Origin of the sequence: Roseibium sp. Sym1 (assembly GCF_027359675.1) — a bacterium.
GTDB lineage: Bacteria > Pseudomonadota > Alphaproteobacteria > Rhizobiales > Stappiaceae > Roseibium.
The window spans coordinates 19658-35921 of the sequence record NZ_CP114788.1 but is presented as its reverse complement, the minus strand read 5'-3'; the positions used below and the strand labels follow the sequence as shown (position 1 = coordinate 35921).

Annotated in this window: 15 protein-coding genes and 1 pseudogene; 7 read left to right on the top strand and 9 right to left on the bottom strand. The window is 58.8% G+C overall.

Annotated elements, in window-relative coordinates; all coding sequences use genetic code 11:
• Positions 1 to 56 precede the first annotated feature (56 nt).
• The 3 genes from O6760_RS31740 (at position 57) to O6760_RS31730 (ending at position 2206) form a co-directional block, all read left to right on the top strand.
• Positions 57 to 413 (top strand): helix-turn-helix domain-containing protein, encoded by a 357-nt coding sequence (locus tag O6760_RS31740; RefSeq protein WP_228873466.1) that lies wholly within the window; start codon positions 57 to 59, stop codon positions 411 to 413.
• A 3-nt stretch (positions 414 to 416) separates the two neighbouring features.
• Positions 417 to 1739, top strand: a complete 1323-nt coding sequence (locus O6760_RS31735) for a type II toxin-antitoxin system HipA family toxin (protein ID WP_075282899.1) — start codon at positions 417 to 419, stop codon at positions 1737 to 1739.
• 95 nt (positions 1740 to 1834) lie between these two features.
• Positions 1835 to 2206 carry a hypothetical protein gene (locus O6760_RS31730; RefSeq protein WP_228873468.1) on the top strand — a complete coding sequence of 124 codons (372 nt, stop codon included), beginning with the start codon at positions 1835 to 1837 and terminating at the stop codon, positions 2204 to 2206.
• On the opposite strand, the pseudogene O6760_RS31725 reads toward O6760_RS31730, so the two are convergent.
• The 8 genes and pseudogenes from O6760_RS31725 to O6760_RS31690 all read right to left on the bottom strand — a co-directional run.
• A pseudogene (locus tag O6760_RS31725) lies at positions 2163 to 4205 on the bottom strand (Tn3 family transposase); the annotation flags it as partial. The gene O6760_RS31730 and the pseudogene O6760_RS31725 sit on opposite strands and share 44 nt — an antisense overlap.
• Before the next feature lie 156 nt (positions 4206 to 4361).
• A complete protein-coding gene (locus tag O6760_RS31720; RefSeq protein ID WP_075282879.1) occupies positions 4362 to 5474 on the bottom strand; it encodes a flavin-containing monooxygenase in 1113 nt (370 codons plus the stop codon).
• Positions 5471 to 5935, bottom strand: coding sequence for a signal peptidase II (gene lspA / locus O6760_RS31715; RefSeq protein ID WP_009452631.1), 465 nt, complete (start codon positions 5933 to 5935; stop codon positions 5471 to 5473). Before lspA ends, O6760_RS31720 begins: the two co-directional genes overlap by 4 nt.
• Positions 5936 to 5960: 25 nt before the next feature.
• A complete protein-coding gene (locus O6760_RS31710) occupies positions 5961 to 6704 on the bottom strand; it encodes a cytochrome c biogenesis CcdA family protein (protein ID WP_009452630.1) in 744 nt (247 codons plus the stop codon).
• Positions 6704 to 7258: an SCO family protein gene (locus O6760_RS31705; protein WP_442969953.1), complete on the bottom strand. Its 555-nt coding sequence runs from the start codon at positions 7256 to 7258 to the stop codon at positions 6704 to 6706. Before O6760_RS31705 ends, O6760_RS31710 begins: the two co-directional genes overlap by 1 nt.
• Positions 7259 to 7320: 62 nt before the next feature.
• Positions 7321 to 7824: a copper chaperone PCu(A)C gene (locus tag O6760_RS31700; RefSeq protein ID WP_009452628.1), complete on the bottom strand. Its 504-nt coding sequence runs from the start codon at positions 7822 to 7824 to the stop codon at positions 7321 to 7323.
• Positions 7817 to 8434: a cation transporter gene (locus O6760_RS31695; RefSeq protein WP_018065776.1), complete on the bottom strand. Its 618-nt coding sequence runs from the start codon at positions 8432 to 8434 to the stop codon at positions 7817 to 7819. Before O6760_RS31695 ends, O6760_RS31700 begins: the two co-directional genes overlap by 8 nt.
• A gap of 66 nt (positions 8435 to 8500) precedes the next feature.
• Positions 8501 to 10633, bottom strand: a complete 2133-nt coding sequence (locus O6760_RS31690) for a heavy metal translocating P-type ATPase (protein WP_040673348.1) — start codon at positions 10631 to 10633, stop codon at positions 8501 to 8503.
• A gap of 221 nt (positions 10634 to 10854) precedes the next feature.
• On the opposite strand from O6760_RS31690, the gene O6760_RS31685 reads away from it, so the two are divergent.
• The 3 genes from O6760_RS31685 (at position 10855) to O6760_RS31675 (ending at position 12426) form a co-directional block, all read left to right on the top strand.
• A complete protein-coding gene (locus O6760_RS31685; RefSeq protein ID WP_024706423.1) occupies positions 10855 to 11295 on the top strand; it encodes a disulfide bond formation protein B in 441 nt (146 codons plus the stop codon).
• The gene (locus tag O6760_RS31680; protein WP_028793180.1) at positions 11292 to 11951 is read left to right on the top strand and encodes a DsbA family protein; all 660 of its coding nucleotides are present in this window, start codon (positions 11292 to 11294) and stop codon (positions 11949 to 11951) included. Before O6760_RS31685 ends, O6760_RS31680 begins: the two co-directional genes overlap by 4 nt.
• 70 nt (positions 11952 to 12021) lie before the next feature.
• Complete coding sequence (locus O6760_RS31675) at positions 12022 to 12426, top strand: MerR family transcriptional regulator (RefSeq protein ID WP_055661663.1); 405 nt, start codon at positions 12022 to 12024, stop codon at positions 12424 to 12426.
• 142 nt (positions 12427 to 12568) lie between these two features.
• On the opposite strand, the gene O6760_RS31670 is transcribed toward O6760_RS31675, so the two are convergent.
• Positions 12569 to 13168 carry a recombinase family protein gene (locus O6760_RS31670; RefSeq protein ID WP_009452622.1) on the bottom strand — a complete coding sequence of 200 codons (600 nt, stop codon included), beginning with the start codon at positions 13166 to 13168 and terminating at the stop codon, positions 12569 to 12571.
• 129 nt (positions 13169 to 13297) lie between these two features.
• On the opposite strand from O6760_RS31670, the gene O6760_RS31665 reads away from it, so the two are divergent.
• A complete protein-coding gene (locus tag O6760_RS31665; RefSeq protein WP_208984812.1) occupies positions 13298 to 16261 on the top strand; it encodes a Tn3 family transposase in 2964 nt (987 codons plus the stop codon).
• Positions 16262 to 16264: the final 3 nt, after the last annotated feature.

The window sequence follows — 16264 nt, the reverse complement described above, 5'->3', positions numbered from 1 at the left end:
ATAGTAGCGGCCGTATGTGGCCTACTAGTGCTAAAAAACGGATTATGAGGTCACATATGGCCGATAATAAACAGGTGCGCGTGAGAACTCCAGAAACAATCACGAGGGACATTGGCCAGAAACTCGAGCGACTCCGTCTCTCGCGAAACATCACGCAGGCTGAACTCGCCCAGGATGCAGGCATTTCCGAGCGTACATTAAGGCGACTCGAGTCGGGGGATAATCCTACACTCGACTCGCTCATCCGCGTCCTGATTTCGCTGAAAATCCAGCAGAATGTCGATCTCCTTGTTCCCGATCCGCGCATCAGACCAATCGAGCGGGTGCGGACGAAGGGGGTTGAGCGGCAACGTTCAAGCTCAACCAAGCCAACCAAGAAGACCAAACCGTGGGAATGGGGAACAAAGAGCTAGCACATGGCTGAGCCATCTACCGACGCATCCATCAATCTCTGGGGACGCGAGATCGCAGCCGTTTCGTGGTTGGCGGACGAAGGGTATGCCGTCTTCCAGTACGACCCTGAATTCTCCCAATCCGGAATCGAATTATCACCGCTCGTGATGCCTTTAAGTCAGGATCCTTACTCCTTCCCTGCCTTGCCCAGGACAACGTTCAAGGGATTACCGGGAATGCTGGCGGACGCCCTTCCCGACAAATATGGCGATCGACTAATCAACGCCTGGCTGGCAGAACAAGGCCGCACGCCTGAAAGCTTCAATCCGGTGGAGCGCCTTTGCTATGTCGGAACTCGCGGCATGGGAGCTCTCGAGTTCAAGCCGGCATTGATGAGCTCAAAACGCAAGGCCCGCAAAGTCGAGGTCGCCAACCTCGTTCGCTTGGCCAATCTGGTACTGAACGAGAAAGCGAGTCTAGAAGGCGTGCTTGAGGGCAAGAACGACCTTGCCGCAATCGATGACATTCTCCGAGTTGGCACATCGGCAGGTGGAGCGCGCGCGAAGGCGATTCTGGCCTGGAACCAGAAAACCGGCGAATTCCGCCATGGTCAGATCGACGCCGGTGATGGCTTCGAACACTGGTTGATGAAGTTCGATGGCATCGACAATAACCGCGACAAGGAAGAACCCGACCCGCAGGGGTTCGGCTTGATCGAATACGGCTACTACCTGATGGCAACGGCTGCAGGCATCGACATGATGCCGTGCCGTTTGCACCATGAGGGTGGACGTAGTCATTTTATGACAAGGCGGTTTGACCGACCTGTCGATGAAAACGGGGTGACGCACAAGCTCCACATGCAGTCGCTTTGCGCCCTACAGCATTATGACTTCAACGACCCGCGCGGCTATTCCTACGAGCAGGCCATCCTGACCATCCGCGAACTCGGCCTCGGCGCTCCAGCATTGGAGCAGCAGTTTCTCCGGGCGATATTCAACATCATCGCCAGAAACCAGGATGATCACGTCAAAAATATCGCCTTCTTGATGGACCAGACTGGCGAGTGGACGCTGTCTCCAGCCTTCGACGTGAACTACTCGTACAATCCGAGTGGCGAATGGACTGGGCAACATCAGATGAGCCTTAATGGCAAACGCGACGGCTTCGAAATGGCAGATCTGTTGGCTTTTGCGGAAACCGCATCCATAAAGCCAACCAAGGCAAAGACACTCATTTCCAATGTCAGCGAGGTCGTTTCGAACTGGCCGAAATATGCGCAGGACGCTGGCGTTAACAACGAGAAAACGCGAAGGATTAGAAACGCTCACCGGTCAGTTCTGTGAACGTTCAGCAGCGTCATGGGTCGTGTGACATCTCGACTGGCGCCCTCGATGCGTCGGACCCTGGTTCAAAGCTAGCGGTATGGAGCTAAGCGGAAATGGCGACGTTCACTCAATCGCAATTGCAAGCCATAGCCGACGCATTGGGAGACACCGAAGACGGACTGATCGGTTCGGAAATCGCACACCTTCTCCAGACCGTCGGCATTGTAGATACCGATCCGCAGATGACAAAACGTCACCGGCTATACAATGCGTTCGCCAATGATCAAAACCGCCGAAAGGATCGGACTCGCATTATCGGTTTTGTCCGCAAGGCGATGAAACCCGAACGGTTTGCGCGGGAACAGAAGCGTTTCGAGCCTATGCGGGGTCAGAACAAGATTTGCTTAAAATCCTGCGCTAAGCTCGAACGGACTGTGAACATCACGCTGTCCGAAGGATCCGACCTGGGCTTCGCAACGACCTGAATCCTTCAGGAATTTGTTGCTCTGTGTCCCAGGAGTAGATGCCGGTCAGATTGATATGCTCCCAACTGAGCGGCGAGATGTGTTTCAGCACGTCATCTGGAATATTCCGCCCCTGCTGGCGCAGATGAGCGACTGCTCGGCTGAGATAAACAGTATTCCAGTGCACAATCGCGCTGACGACCAGGTTGAGCCCGGAGGCGCGGAAAGCCTGGCTATCATAAGAGCGGTCACGGATTTCGCCGCGTTCGTGGAAGAAAACGGCACGCTTGAGCTTATGGGCGGCCTCACCTTTGTTGAGACCAGCCTGACACCGCCGGCGCAGCGTTAGGCTCGAATACCATTCGATCATGAACAGTGTCCGCTCGATGCGGCCGATCTCGCGGAGCGCCTTGGCCAGGTCATTGGCTTTCGACGAGGTTGCAAACATCTTGAGGATGGTTGACGGCGCGACAGCTCGTGTGGTGACCGACGCGCCCAGGCGCAAGAGATCGTCCCAATTCTCCAGAATGAGCGTGGTGTTGATTGGCGTGCCGATATGATTGGCCAAGGCCGGGTAGGTATCGGCTTTCTCGAAGGTATGGAATTTCCGGTCCTTAATGTTGCGCAACCGCGGAGCGAAGCGCTTGCCGACGAAAGAGAACAATCCGAACACCTGATCGCTGGCGCCGCCGGTATCGGTGAAGAGTTCCTCGATTTCGAGGATCGTGTCATGGTCGAACAGCCCGTCCAGGACATAAACCGCCTCGCTTTCGGTCGGGCTGATCGGCAGGACGCTGAAGTAGCCGTACTGATCGGAAAGGCCGCTGTAGAATTTCGTGCCCGGTTCGCTGCCATAATGCAGATTGATGTCGCCGCGCTTTGCGGCCCGGTCGCTGGCCCGGAAGAATTGCCCATCGGAAGACGCGGTTGTTCCATCACCCCATAGTCGCGAGTGCGGATGAAGCGTATGTGCGTCCGTCACGCAGGCCTGCGCAGCGCGATAGGTTTCGGAGCGGGCATGGAAAGTGCGCATCCAACCGATCTGATGGGCGCTGATCCCTTTTGAAGCTCCGGCCATGCGTTTCGGGCCGAGATTTGTCCCGTCCGCGAGCACGCCAGCTAGCATTGCGGGCATGTTCTGCGGCAGGCCTCCCGTTCGGACATGGGTGAACTGGTCGCCAAAACCGGTCCATTCATGCACTTCTCTGAGCAGGTCGGGAATTTCCACGAGCGGATACATCTCGGAGATTTCGGCGTTCAAGTCTTCGGCCGCAGCGGGAACATCCCTGGCATGCGGCGTCACGATCAAGGTTCCCACCTCAAGCCTGACGCCTTCGAGCTTTCCATTACGGGCACGATACGCCAGCCGTTTGAGATTGAAGTCCATCATTTGCTGGACCTCGGCCAGCCACGCCTCGCCGTCGCTTTGCACGCCGAGGCCGAGTTTGTTTTCCTCCTTGAGAGCGACAAAAACGGGCTTTGGCATAAGATGTTCATCAATCGGCCGGAAGGCCCGGCTGCCTTCGACCCAGACATCGCGGGATCTGAGCCGATCACGCAAATGAGCGAGCGTCGCAATCTCATAGAGTCGGCGATCCGGCTTACCTTTCTCGAAGATCAGCTTCCTGTCCGACTTTGAAAGATGGGCAACCGGGACGCGGTCCGGAAGAACGCGCCTGCTTTCGGCATAAAGCGATCGGAGGGCTTCTATTGCGGCCAGCAACGGATCGTGCCGACGGCGTGACTGGAAAGAAAATGTTTGGAGGAAAACTGCCGCATATTTGCGAAGGTTACCGTATTGCTCGGCCGCCAGCGCTAACGGGGAAGTGCGGTTGCTTTCGACGATGGCTTCGAGACCTGGCTTGATTTGCAGTAGCCGGTACCAGCCGACCTGCCGGTTCAATGTGTCGATCGCATCTTCACCTGTATCGTTAGCTGCCTGCAAGGCCACGATCGTGTCGAGGAACAGGCGCAATGCTTTTGATGTTTCGGCACGGGTGTTGATATGTCGCTGCTTTTTGGCCCCTGTGCATTATTGGGACATAGATTCACGGTAGGAACCTGCTGGACGGTACCAACGCGGTCGGGCAACAAGCGACGCCATCCGGGACGTCCCTGAGGCAGGTCATTGCTTCTGAAACCAGACGCTGCAGGTGGCCGACGTCACCGCGACCTATCATACCGGCACGTCGCGACCGGAGCAGAATTTCGCGCATGCGGCGACAACTGCGGAAGCATCTTCACCAGCGCCCATCACGAAGGCTGAAGCACGATTTCGCTGCCACGGACGTCCTAGATGAAAAAGGCCCGGTACGGGAGAAAGGCTGCCTTCTTGCAGAATGCTTCCGTTGGAACGGGTACTGCCTGGAATCTGGAGCCATGCGCTATCGTCTCGATATCCGATGCACCAGATGACGGAATCGATCACCCGTTTCGATCCATCGGCAAAGAATGCGAGGCGGTCTTGTGAAGAGACTAAGCGTTTCGCGACGGCTACGCCCCTTCGTTCCAAGTCGTCAAGGCTCCGATCCCTGTCAGGAAAGGGGTCCGCGCGCCGCATCACGCGTCCTATCGTCGATTCGGGCCTTGCTCTCATCAAGCCCAATGTGTGCAGCCACCACCATGTACTCTGGCCCAGAATGCGCTCGGGAAACAGACGGCGGCTGCGTCCAGCCGCAAGCACCACTTCATGGGTCAAAGCCAGCTCGGCTGCGATGTCGCGTCCGCTTGCTCCATCTCCGACAATAAGGACCATGCCAATCGGGAGATCACTGGGATTGTGATAACTTTCCGGTGTTAGTTGCTTGACTGCGCTGTCGAAGCCGGCAGCAATCGTTGGGATTATCGGTTTCTGAAACGCACCCGTCGCGACGATCACTGCCTTCGCTACTATGTACCTGCCATCGTCGAGTTGCGCGGCGAACCGCTCATCGGCCCGGCGTTCGAGCCGAGCCACACCATTTCCGGAATGCACCGGTAGGTCGAAATGGCTGGCGTAGGTTTCGAGATAATTCGCAAACTCGTCTCGCGTTGGATAGCCTTCTGGGTCCCCATCGAGCGCAAGACCAGGCAGCGAACTAAATGCGCGCGGAGTGAACAGGGTCAGGGAATCGTAGCGATGGCGCCAACTGTCGCCGACGCGGGCATGGCGATCGACGATTTGGAATGAAAGCTCTGGTCGGGCAAGATAATAGCCGGCTGCGAGTCCCGCTTGACCCGCGCCGATCACTAGAACGTCTATTTCCTCCGAACCATGGCTCACGGATAGCTGGCGAGGGCTTCTGTTCATGCAGCCTTTGCTTTGCCTTTTACCAGAATGCTCTCCATCAGCAAAAGCCCTACCCCACAGACAATCGCCACGTCGGCAAGATTGAAGGCGGGCCAATGATAGCTGCCGATGTAAAAATCCAGGAAATCCGTCACGGCACCCTGCCGGAGCCGGTCGAGCAGATTGCCGAGCGCCCCCCCAACCACGAGCCCGAGGGCGGATGCCGTCAGGCGGCTGTCGCTTCGATGGATCCAGATAAGGAGGCCGGCGACTATAGCGAGCGGGAACGCCATCAGGAGCCAAACCGGCGCCTGGCCGAACAATCCGAAGCTCACGCCGGTGTTAAAGCCGAGCACGAGATTAAAGAAGCCGGTGACGGGAATGACCTGAGGTGGATTCATAACATGGTCCATGACCCACCACTTCGTCGCCTGATCAATGAAAAACCCGCCAAGGGCGAGTGGAAGGCCGAGCCTGAGCATGTCCGAATGTCCTTTAAACTCCGGCTTAGCCGATCCGACCGAGGGCCGGGAACGTCTGGAGCAGCCATATTGCAAAGCTAGAGAGATGGCCGGTGATCATGGCGATGCCCATCACCACCATCACCCCACCAGCGACGATTTTGAGCACCCGGCCGGTGCGGCGCATCGACATCATCCGCGCCATGAACCCGCGCATGAATAAAGCCGCCAAGATGAAAGGGAGGCCAAGGCCCAGGGAATAGACGGCGAGCAGCGTCGTTCCGCTTGCAACCGTGGCGTTGGCAGCGGAGAGGGTCAGAATCGCACCTAGCACTGGTCCGATGCAGGGAGTCCAGCCGAACGCAAAAGCGAGACCCAGGAGATAAGCGGCCCCAGCGCTTCCGCTGCCCGGATTGGCATGGAACCGGGCTTCACGATTGAGCCAGGGCATTGGTACGAGGCCGGTCGTGAATAGGCCGAAGACGATAACGATCCCTCCGCCAATCAGGTTCGCTTCGAAAAGATACATGCGCAAGAGCCGGCTCAACACGGTGGCGCTGGCCCCAAGGATGACAAACACGGTCGTGAAGCCGAGCACGAAGCAGAGGCTGAGGCCGAGAGTTCGGCCCGCTGCCCTGAATTCTGTATCGGCCGCAATTCCGTCCGGGCTAATCGTGCGGCCTGCAACGTAGGAAATATAGCCCGGCACCAGCGGCAGAACGCAGGGCGACAGGAAGGATATAACGCCAGCGGCGAAAGCCGTCGCCATTCCGATACTGGAGAACTCCATCAGCCAATCTCGCCCACTAGACGGCGGAGCTTCTGCAAGCGAATCTCACGCGGCTCGTGCATGTCGAGCGTGCCGACGAATTGGCTCTCGGCATCCATCATGTAGACGCCTGCGGTGTGATCCATCGTGTATTCGCCCCCCTCCAGAGGCACTTTTCGCGCGTAGGCCGCAAAGGCCTTCACCACGGCGTCCGTTTCCTGTCGATTTCCCCGCAATGCGAGGATGCGATCATCAAAGGCTGTCATGTATTGAGCCAGCAGCTCTTGGCTGTCTCGTTCGGGATCGACGGTGAAGAACAGTACGTTGAACTGGTCGGCCACCGGCCCGAGCTCGTTCATGAGATCGCTGAGTTCGTAGAGCGTCGTCGGACACACATCGGGACAATGGGTGAAGCCGAAGAAGGCGAGATAAGGCTTTCCAGCAAGCGCGGCATTGTCGATCGTCCCGCCTTGATGCGATGTGAGCTGGAACGGGCCGCCGATAGCTGCGATGCCTGTCGAAGACGCGACCGCCGCATTTTGCTGCTGCCAAGGCTTGGACACTGACAAGCCGATGAAAAGCCCACCGACAGCGGCGACGGCAACCTATGCAACAAGACGGAAAAGTTTGACGCCGCTCATTGGACAGCCTCTCCGTGCCCGTCATGTTCGTTCGCAAATTCCGGACGAGCACCCATGTTCTGCACAGCGAACTCAACGTCGATGGTACCGGCCTGCTCGAACACCAGTGTTGCGGCAAACCGCTCCCCTTCCTTCAAAGGACGCGATGGCTTCAAAAACATGATGTGTATACCGCCAGGTTGAAGTTCGACCGTCTTGCCAGCCCCAATTTCGATGCCATTTTGCACCGGCCTCATGCTGGCAACCCCGTCGATCACGGTCGACTCGTGGATTTCCGCCCGTTCTGACAGAGGTGATGAGATCGAAACCAGACGGTCGGCCATACCGCCATCGTTCGTTAGCGTCAGATAGCCGCCGGCTACCGGCGCGACCGGCGGAGTCGCGCGCGACCACGGATGATTGATGGTGATCGAACCGGCTTGGAAGTCGTGACCAACGGCAGGAGAGATCAATACCGCAAGGGTAAGGAAGGCGGCGGATAGGGCTCGTGAACTAATCATGTTGATTAACTTTCTCTCCAGCTTCCCCGGCCTTTTCAAGAATTTCCAAGCCGCTTCTGACAACGACAACAACCACGCCCAGGCCGATGATCAGATCCGGGTAGGGCGAATTGAAAAGGATTACGGCCAGACCCGAAAGCGCGATGGCTGAGTTCACGAGCATGTCGTTTGTCGTGAAAATCCATGAGGCTTGCAGATGCACGCCGCCTTCCCGATGAGAATTCAGGAACCACATGCAGATCATATTCGTAAGCGCGCTCGCGATTGCCACGGCAATCATGACCGGCCCTATCGGATCGGAGCCAGTGAAGAAGCGACGACCGACTTCAAATAGAAGAAGACCAGCGAAAACCATCAGAAGGATACCCGACAGCCGGGCAACTCGAACCTTCGCCGCCAAACCGCGACCTACGACGAAAAGGCTAATAGCGTAGACACCGGCATCGCCAAGATTATCGAGTGCAGAGCCCATCAATCCTGTTGACTGAGCCCACCACCCTAATCCCCCCACAATGGCTGCCTGGGCCGTATTGATCGCAAGCACCCATGCGAGCGCCCATTGTTCGCTCTTCTCGGATGAAGTGGCACTGCCCTTGGACTGATTACTCATAAATTACACCTCGGCTTTCTTGGCGAGAAGTGGAAGCCGCGACCTGCCTTCGCGCACTGCTTGGGCTCATTTGTCGCGGGTGCCGCGCCAGGTCAGCAGGCGCAGCGCATTGGCTGTAACGAGGACCGTAGCGCCCGTATCGGCGAGAATCGCCATCCAGAGCGTGGTAATGCCGAATAGAGTCGTCACGAGGAAGACGGCCTTCAGACCAAGCGCTATGGCGATATTTTGCCAAATATTGCCGAGTGTCGCCTGTGACAACCCGATGAGATCGGCAACACCCGTCACCCGGTTTCTGAGCAGCGCGGCATCTGCGGTCTCCAGAGCAACGTCGGTGCCTGCACCCATGGCAACGCCAACGGAAGCGGCTGCGAGCGCCGGCGCGTCATTGATACCGTCTCCCACCATGGCGATCGGGCCATTAGCTTTGAGGCGACCGATCTCGGCGAGCTTGGCGTCGGGCAACAATTCGGCGCTTGCCTCAAGGCCAAGATGGGCCGCAATGGCGTCGGCCGTGCGCTTGTTGTCGCCGGTCAGCATCAGTGGCCGCACACCTCGATCTGTCAGCCGCTTCACACCTTCGATAGCGTCGTCGCGCGGTTCGTCGCGCAACGCGATCAATCCCTCGATGGTCTTGCCCTTTATAAGCACGACGACCGTCTTGCCCTGGCTCTCCAGTGTGGTGATCGTCTCGGCAATGTTCTCTTCGAGGGCAGCCTGTTCGGCGGCATGACGGGGAGACCCGACCGAAGCGAAGCCGTCCTTCAACCGCGCTGTGACCGCTTTGCCGGGTGTGGCAACGCCGCCCCCGAAGGTGACGGGCAGTTCGAGCCCCCGCACTTTTGCCGCCTCCACGATTGCAACCCCGAGAGGATGGCTGGTGCTGCGCTCGACGGCCGCTGCAATGGCAAGGACGGCGTTCTCGTCCCCATTGATCGGCACAATGTCCGTCACCTGGGGATGGCCACGCGTCAGCGTTCCTGTCTTGTCGAAGGCAACAGTTACGACCTTACCGAGTATTTCCAGTGCCGCGCCCCCCTTAATCAGCAATCCCTGACGCGCGCCGGCGGCAAGACCCGAGGCAATAGCCGCCGGCGTGGAAATCACGAGCGCGCAGGGGCAAGCAATCAGCAACGTCGCAAGACCCCGATATACCCATGTCATCCAGTCACCGCCGAAGGCGAGCGGCGGCACCACGACGATCAGAGCCGCGACGACCATAGCGCCAGGCGTATACCAGCGGCTGAAACGGTCGATCATACGCGCCGTCGGGGCCTTTGATTCCTGAGCTTCCTCGACCATGTGGATGATGCGGGCAATGGTATTGTCGGCCGCGACATGACTGATCGACACTCGCAACTCGCCATTTGCATTGATGCTGCCGGCATAGACGTTTGCGCCGGCTTCTTTAAGCACGGGCATGGATTCGCCTGTCACGGGCGCCTCATCGACCTCAGATGCACCATCAATCACCGTGCCGTCAGACGGCACACGGTCCCCAGGCCGAACAACGACGACATCACCAATAGCCAACTCTTCGGCAGCGACCTGCTCAATGACACCATCACGCTCGCGGAACGCGACCCGGGGCACGAGATCGATCAGCGCTTCAATGCCTGCCCGCGCACGGCCTGCCGCCACGGTTTCAAGCAGCTCGCCCACTGCGAACAGGAAGATCACGACAGCAGCTTCTTCGGCCTCGCCGATGGCGACCGCGCCGAGTGCCGCGACCGTCATCAACGTCTCGATGGTGAAGGGTGAGCCGGACATCGCACCGGCGACCGCCCGCCGCGCGAACGGGATAACGCTGATCAGGGCCGCACCTGAATAGAGCCATTGCTCCCAATCCGGCAGGATACGCGCAATGGCGAAGGCAAGCATGAACAGTGCGCCGGTCAGCAGTACAAGCCGACCCTTGCTGCCTTTCCACCACGCCTCTGTGATGCGCTTCCGAGGCGGCCCCCCCTTCGTCTCAGCCTGCTCGATCACTGGCGTGTACCCGAGCGCTCGGATCTTTTGCTCAATAGTGCCGAGGGCCGTCCGGTCTTCATCGAGTTGCAATGCTAGCGTCTCGTTGGCGTAGCTGACATTGATGTCGCTAACGCCCGGCAGGCGTTGCATCGCCGTCTCGATTTTCAATGCGCACGAGGCGCAGTCCATGCCTTCTATACGCAGTCTGTAAGGGCTCGCTGCCGCCATGGTGTCACCTCGATGGTTTAATGTGACACCGCAGATAGACCCTGTAGCAACTATAGGGTCAAGAGTGGACTTCGTTTATTTGATTTCGCGCTGCGATCCACGTGCAAATTCGCGGTACAACTTCATTAAGGAGCCTTGACCCTGTAGTGGGTACAGGGTGCAGAAATAGTTGAATGCAAAGGTAAATGGAGCGAAGCGAAACGATGGCGAAAGGGAGTGCTATGACCACCGGGGCGGGCACGACTGCAAATACCTGGGCGTTCGTCTTCTCGGCATGGCTCATTGCGCTTGCCGCCTCGCTCAGCGCTCTCTTCATTGGTGAGGTCATGGGACAGACGCCGTGCAATCTGTGCTGGCATCAGCGCGCTTTCATGTTTCCGCTGGCGGTCATTCTGGCTGTCGCTAGCTTTCGAGGTGATGCCAGCGTTTCCCGGTACGGACTTCCACTGGCTGCCCTAGGTGCCGCCATCGCTGCATTCCACTCCCTCCTTTATGCGAGGATCCTTCCAGCAGCCATCGAGCCTTGTACACAAGACGGCCCGTCATGTTCTGGCGTCGAGATGACGGTCCTTGGCATTTTGCCGCTCCCTTACCTATCGCTCGCCGCCTTTGGGAGCATCGCTCTTCTTCTCGTTCTCGCGCACCGGAGACGTTCAACATGACCAGACGGTCCATCGTACTTCTCACTGGCCTTGTCGCACTGATTGTCTTTGCAGGCGGTGCCTTTATCTACGACCGGTACGGCGGCCTCTCGGCACAGCCCGTTGCACCGGCGCAAGGTGATGCGTTGGTCAGGGCGCATTCACCCGTAATCGGCCCAGCGGATGCGCCGGTGACGATCGTGGAATTCTTTGATCCGTCCTGCGAGGCGTGCCGAGCTTTCTATCCAGCCGTTAAGCAGATCATGGCGAATTTCCCTGCCGAGACGCGCCTGGTCATCCGATACGCGCCCTTCCATGACGGATCTGACGAAGCCGTCAGGATTCTGGAAACAGCCCGTCTTCAGGACAGATACGAACCGATACTGGAAGCCCTGCTGGCGCGACAGCCGGAATGGGCCGTGCATGGTGCACCCGATCTCGAGAAAGCCTGGGAAATCGTGGCGGCGGCTGGGTTGGATGTTGAGCAGGCACGGCGTGAGATGTCCTCGGCCGAGATTGACGCCGTTCTTGAGCAGGATATGGCCGATGTTCAGAGCAATAATGTGCGCCAGACACCGACCTTTTTCGTGAATGGCAGGCCGCTGGAATCCTTCGGACCGCAGCAACTCCACGACCTGGTGCGTGAAGAGGTGGAGAGCGCCAGAGCGGCGCACTAGGCGAGCCATCGAGATCGACAAACGTCCAAATAGAACCTACATGACCCTGTATACGCTATAGGGTCATAAAATGAACTCTTCAATTCTGACGATCGGTCATCTTGCAAGGCAAACCGGTACCAAGGTCGAAACGATCCGCTTTTACGAGAAGAACGGTCTACTGCCCGAGCCCTCGCGTACCGAAGGCAATTATCGGGCGTACGAGCCAGACCATCTGAACCGGCTGAGCTTTATCCGCCGGGCACGTGACCTGGGCTTCTCGCTCGACCAGATCAGAGCGCTTCTCACGCTATCCGACAATCGCGGACAATCCTGCGCAGCAGTTGATGCCATCGCTAGCGAACATCGTGCAAAGGTCGAAAAGAAGATCACTGATCTCATGGCGCTCAAGGCCGAACTCGACAGAATGATCGACCAGTGCGAGTGCGGCATCGTCGACGATTGCCGGATCATTGAAACCCTGTCGCCGAAATGATCGGAGGTCCATGCAGCTTTGCCGACGATCCATGTCTTGATCGACTGCAATTGGTAGGTCGTTCGACATCTTCCGCTTGGAAGGGTTGGCTGCTGAAAGCGGCCTTTCCGCTTTCCACCCCATGGAGGTCATCGGATCCAAGTCATGCCAAGGCCTCATGGGCTTCCCGCTGACGATATTCGGCAACGATTCTTGAGACGGTTGGCTCGCTCACGTCATAGAGCCGCGCCATCTCGGCGCCGGACTTGCGCCCCGCAACAACGGATTCGGCGATCTCACGCCGTTTCTTATCGTCAAGTTTGCGCCGCCGACCACCGAGCCGCCCTTCCAACCGCGCCTGCGCTAGCCCTGCGCTAGTCCGCTCGCGGATCATGGCGCGCTCGAACTCGGCGAATGAGCCGACCATCTGCATCATCATGCGGCCTGCCGGTGTCGTCGTGTCGATCGCTTCGGTCAGCGACCGGAAGCCGGCCCCCGCCGCTTCGATCTTTTCCATCAAGTGCAGCAGGTCTTTCAGGCTTCGCGAAAGCCGGTCGAGCTTCCAGACAACAACGACATCGCCATCCCGTAGCTGGCCGATCATCTCCTGGAGCCTCGGCCGGTCCCATCGCCCGCCGCTGGCGGATTCTTCGAAGACGCGTTTACAACCCGCTGCCGTCAGCGCGCGCAACTGTGCTGCGTTCGACTGGTCGTCCCCCTTCGACACGCGAGCATAGCCGATCAAATAAGGTGCGGTGCTCAATTCGATCCTTTCACAAACGGCCGTCTACGGAAGCAGGATGACCATGACCGCAAATCAAGGCTCAATGCCTTTCACAATCCTCTTGCAAAACTGTATCAAAAGGCAAGTGATTTTTGAAAGGGATAACCGATGCCAGCACGCATTTACATGATCGGCCCTCAGCGCGACGCTTTGTTGGCGCTGCCCGAAGACGAGACGACGGTCGTCCGCCATCACAGTCTGGACGTAAACGACCTAGCTGCCATCAACAGCGCCCGCACGCCTGAGACCCGGCTTGGCTATGCTTTGCAGCTTTGCTGTCTGCGTTATCCGGGGAGGCATCTCCGACGCGGCGAATTGCTGCCCGCTGTCATGCTCGACCATATCGCTGAGCAGATCGGGATCGATGCAGAAGTGATCGGCGGTTTCGCACGACGGACGCCCACACGCTACGATCAGCTTCTCGCGATCAAGGCGCGTTTCGGGTTCACCGACCTCACCAAGCCGATGCGCGCAACGCTTCGAGCGTGGCTGGAAGCCGAAGCTGTCGGCCTGACCAACGGACGCGTCTTGTTGGGCAACTTCCTCGACGAACTGCGCTTCCGTAAGATAGTCATTTCCGGAATCACCGTGGTCGAGCGCATGGCCGCCGAAGCGATGCACGCGGCCGAAAACCGGATCATCGCCGACATCGACAATCGTCTCGATCCGGCCACCCATAGCCGACTTGACGCGCTTATCGCCGAGAAAACGCACGATAGGCAAAGCCGATTTTCCTGGCTACGGGAACCCACCCCGCGCGTCGCCTCTGCCTCGCTCGTCGGTATTCTTGACAAGATCGCACTGGTTCGCGGCATCAGGACGCCCGCCATCGATAGACGATACGAACCCCGAATGGAGCAATTTGCGCGCGAAGGGGTCCGCTACACCGCGCAGGCATTCCAGCAGATGGGGTCGGCGCGGCGGCATGTTATTCTTGTGGCGACGCTGCGCGAGTTTGAGGCCACGCTGACTGACACAGCTATCGGTATGTTCGACTCGCTCATCGGGCGAGCGCATCTGCGTGCCCGCAAACGCCTTGAACAGACGGTTGCCGCTTCTGCCGACCAGGGCCGCGACCGATTAATCCGTGTCGCCGACGTGCTTGAGGCGGTCAGCAAAGCCGCACGCGCCGGCGGCGATATTGCAGCAGCGGTCGCAGCGGTCGCCTCGCTCGATACGATCGATGCCGACGCTGCTCTTCTCCGGCGAACCACGAGGCCGGGACGAGATAATGCCATCAGTGAAATCGGGCCAGAATATCGGACGTTCAAGCGGGCGGGGCCGCGCTTCCTGAAAGCGTTCACGTTCGAGGGTCGCAAGGGTACCGCGCCGCTCCGTGCAGCGATGGCGATCCTGGCCGAACTCGATGGCGACTGGCGCACGGCGCTCCCTGATGGCTTGCCGCTCGGGCATATCGAGCGGCGATGGCAGCGCTATGTCGTCACGGACGACAAGATCGACCGAACCCATTGGGAGCTGGCGACCTATTCCGCGTTGGCTGGAGCACTGGCGGCGGGCGACATCTGGGTGCCAACCTCCCGACTGCACCGCTCTCTGGAAACGCTGCTTTCACCGAGTACGGATCCGGTCCCGGCACAGGTCTCCGATATTCCTGATCCTCATGTGTGGCTCGATGCCCGCGCGGCCGAACTGGATACTGCGCTGCTCAAGGTATCAGGGGGGCTGACCAGCGGCGATCCCGCGCTGTTTTCCGGTGACCGACTGCGGTTTCCGAAAGAGCCGAAAACCGATCTTGCCGAACGCGACGATGGCAGACAGTTCGTCCGGACCTGCTACAATCTCGTGCCGACGACGCGCATCACCGATGTTTTGTCTCAGGTCGAACGTTGGACCGGTTTCACCAGCCATTTCGGTCATGTCTCGACCGGGTTGCCGCCCAGCGATGAACGATCCTTTCTCGCAGCTATGATTGCGGAAGCGACGAACCTCGGCCTGTCACGGATGGCTGAGGTCTGCGGCGTGGCATCGCGGCGCACGCTCCTGCGCATGCAGACGTGGCACATGCGTGAAGAGACGTTTCGCGCCGCGCTCGGCTGTCTGACCGACGCCATACAGGCCGAACCAATGGCGGCCTGGTTCGGTGAGGGCTGGCGCGCCTCTGCCGATGGGCAGGCTTATTATCTTGGTGGCGCCGGGGAGGCTGGCGGTCAGGTCAACGCGCATTACGGCCGCGACCCGATCGTCAAAATCTACACCACCATCACCGACCGCTACGCACCGCTCCATCAAACCGTGATCGCGGGCACTGCCGGCGAAGCGATCCATGCCCTCGACGGCATTCTCGGCCACGAAAGCAACGCCAACCTTTCCGCGCTGCACGTCGATGGCGGCGGCGTCTCCGATATCGTGTTTGCGGTCATGGACCTGCTCGGGCTTGATTTTGAGCCACGTATTCCGCGCCTCTCCGATCGCCGCCTCTATTCCTTCGAGCCGCCCAAGCGTTACGGACGCCTCGCGCCGCTGTTCGGGAACAGGCTCAACCGCGATCTGATCGTCAATCACTGGCCCGACATTCATCGCGTCATTAGGGCGATGCGCGACCGAACCATCACCCCATCGCTGATCCTGAAAAAGCTCTCAGCCTACCGGCAACAAAACAGCCTTGCCGCTGCCCTTCGCGAGGTCGGCCGTATCGAGCGCACACTCTTCACATTGCGATGGTTCAAGGATCCGGCGCTTCGCCAGCTTGTCACGGGTGAACTCAATAAGGGCGAAGCGCGAAACAGTCTGGCGCGCGCGGTTGCGTTCCACCGGCTCGGCCGCTTCCGGGATCGCGGTATCGAAAATCAGCAAATGCGAGCGGCAGCACTCAATCTCGTCACCGCCGCAATCATCCTGTTCAACTGCCGCTATCTCGACCGCGCCGTGAGTGAACTTGGAAGTCGCGGAGTGAAAATTGATCCCGCTCTACTCTCGCAGCTTTCACCTTTGGGCTGGGACCGGATCAACCTCACCGGCGATTATGTCTGGTCAGACGGCATTGAACTCGATGCCGACGGACTCATGCCCCTTCGAATCCCCGATAGCTACCGTGAATCTATGTCCCGATAATGC

Coding starts and splice junctions, on each gene's coding strand:
- O6760_RS31720 (WP_075282879.1), bottom strand. CDS start 5,474: ATGAACAGAAGCCCTCGCCAGCTATCCGTGAGCCATGGTTCGGAGGAA.
- O6760_RS31700 (WP_009452628.1), bottom strand. CDS start 7,824: ATGATTAGTTCACGAGCCCTATCCGCCGCCTTCCTTACCCTTGCGGTA.
- lspA (WP_009452631.1), bottom strand. CDS start 5,935: ATGCTCAGGCTCGGCCTTCCACTCGCCCTTGGCGGGTTTTTCATTGAT.
- O6760_RS31735 (WP_075282899.1), top strand. CDS start 417: ATGGCTGAGCCATCTACCGACGCATCCATCAATCTCTGGGGACGCGAG.
- O6760_RS31680 (WP_028793180.1), top strand. CDS start 11,292: ATGACCAGACGGTCCATCGTACTTCTCACTGGCCTTGTCGCACTGATT.
- O6760_RS31685 (WP_024706423.1), top strand. CDS start 10,855: ATGACCACCGGGGCGGGCACGACTGCAAATACCTGGGCGTTCGTCTTC.
- O6760_RS31730 (WP_228873468.1), top strand. CDS start 1,835: ATGGCGACGTTCACTCAATCGCAATTGCAAGCCATAGCCGACGCATTG.
- O6760_RS31690 (WP_040673348.1), bottom strand. CDS start 10,633: ATGGCGGCAGCGAGCCCTTACAGACTGCGTATAGAAGGCATGGACTGC.
- O6760_RS31675 (WP_055661663.1), top strand. CDS start 12,022: ATGAACTCTTCAATTCTGACGATCGGTCATCTTGCAAGGCAAACCGGT.
- O6760_RS31740 (WP_228873466.1), top strand. CDS start 57: ATGGCCGATAATAAACAGGTGCGCGTGAGAACTCCAGAAACAATCACG.
- O6760_RS31710 (WP_009452630.1), bottom strand. CDS start 6,704: ATGGAGTTCTCCAGTATCGGAATGGCGACGGCTTTCGCCGCTGGCGTT.
- O6760_RS31665 (WP_208984812.1), top strand. CDS start 13,298: ATGCCAGCACGCATTTACATGATCGGCCCTCAGCGCGACGCTTTGTTG.
- O6760_RS31695 (WP_018065776.1), bottom strand. CDS start 8,434: ATGAGTAATCAGTCCAAGGGCAGTGCCACTTCATCCGAGAAGAGCGAA.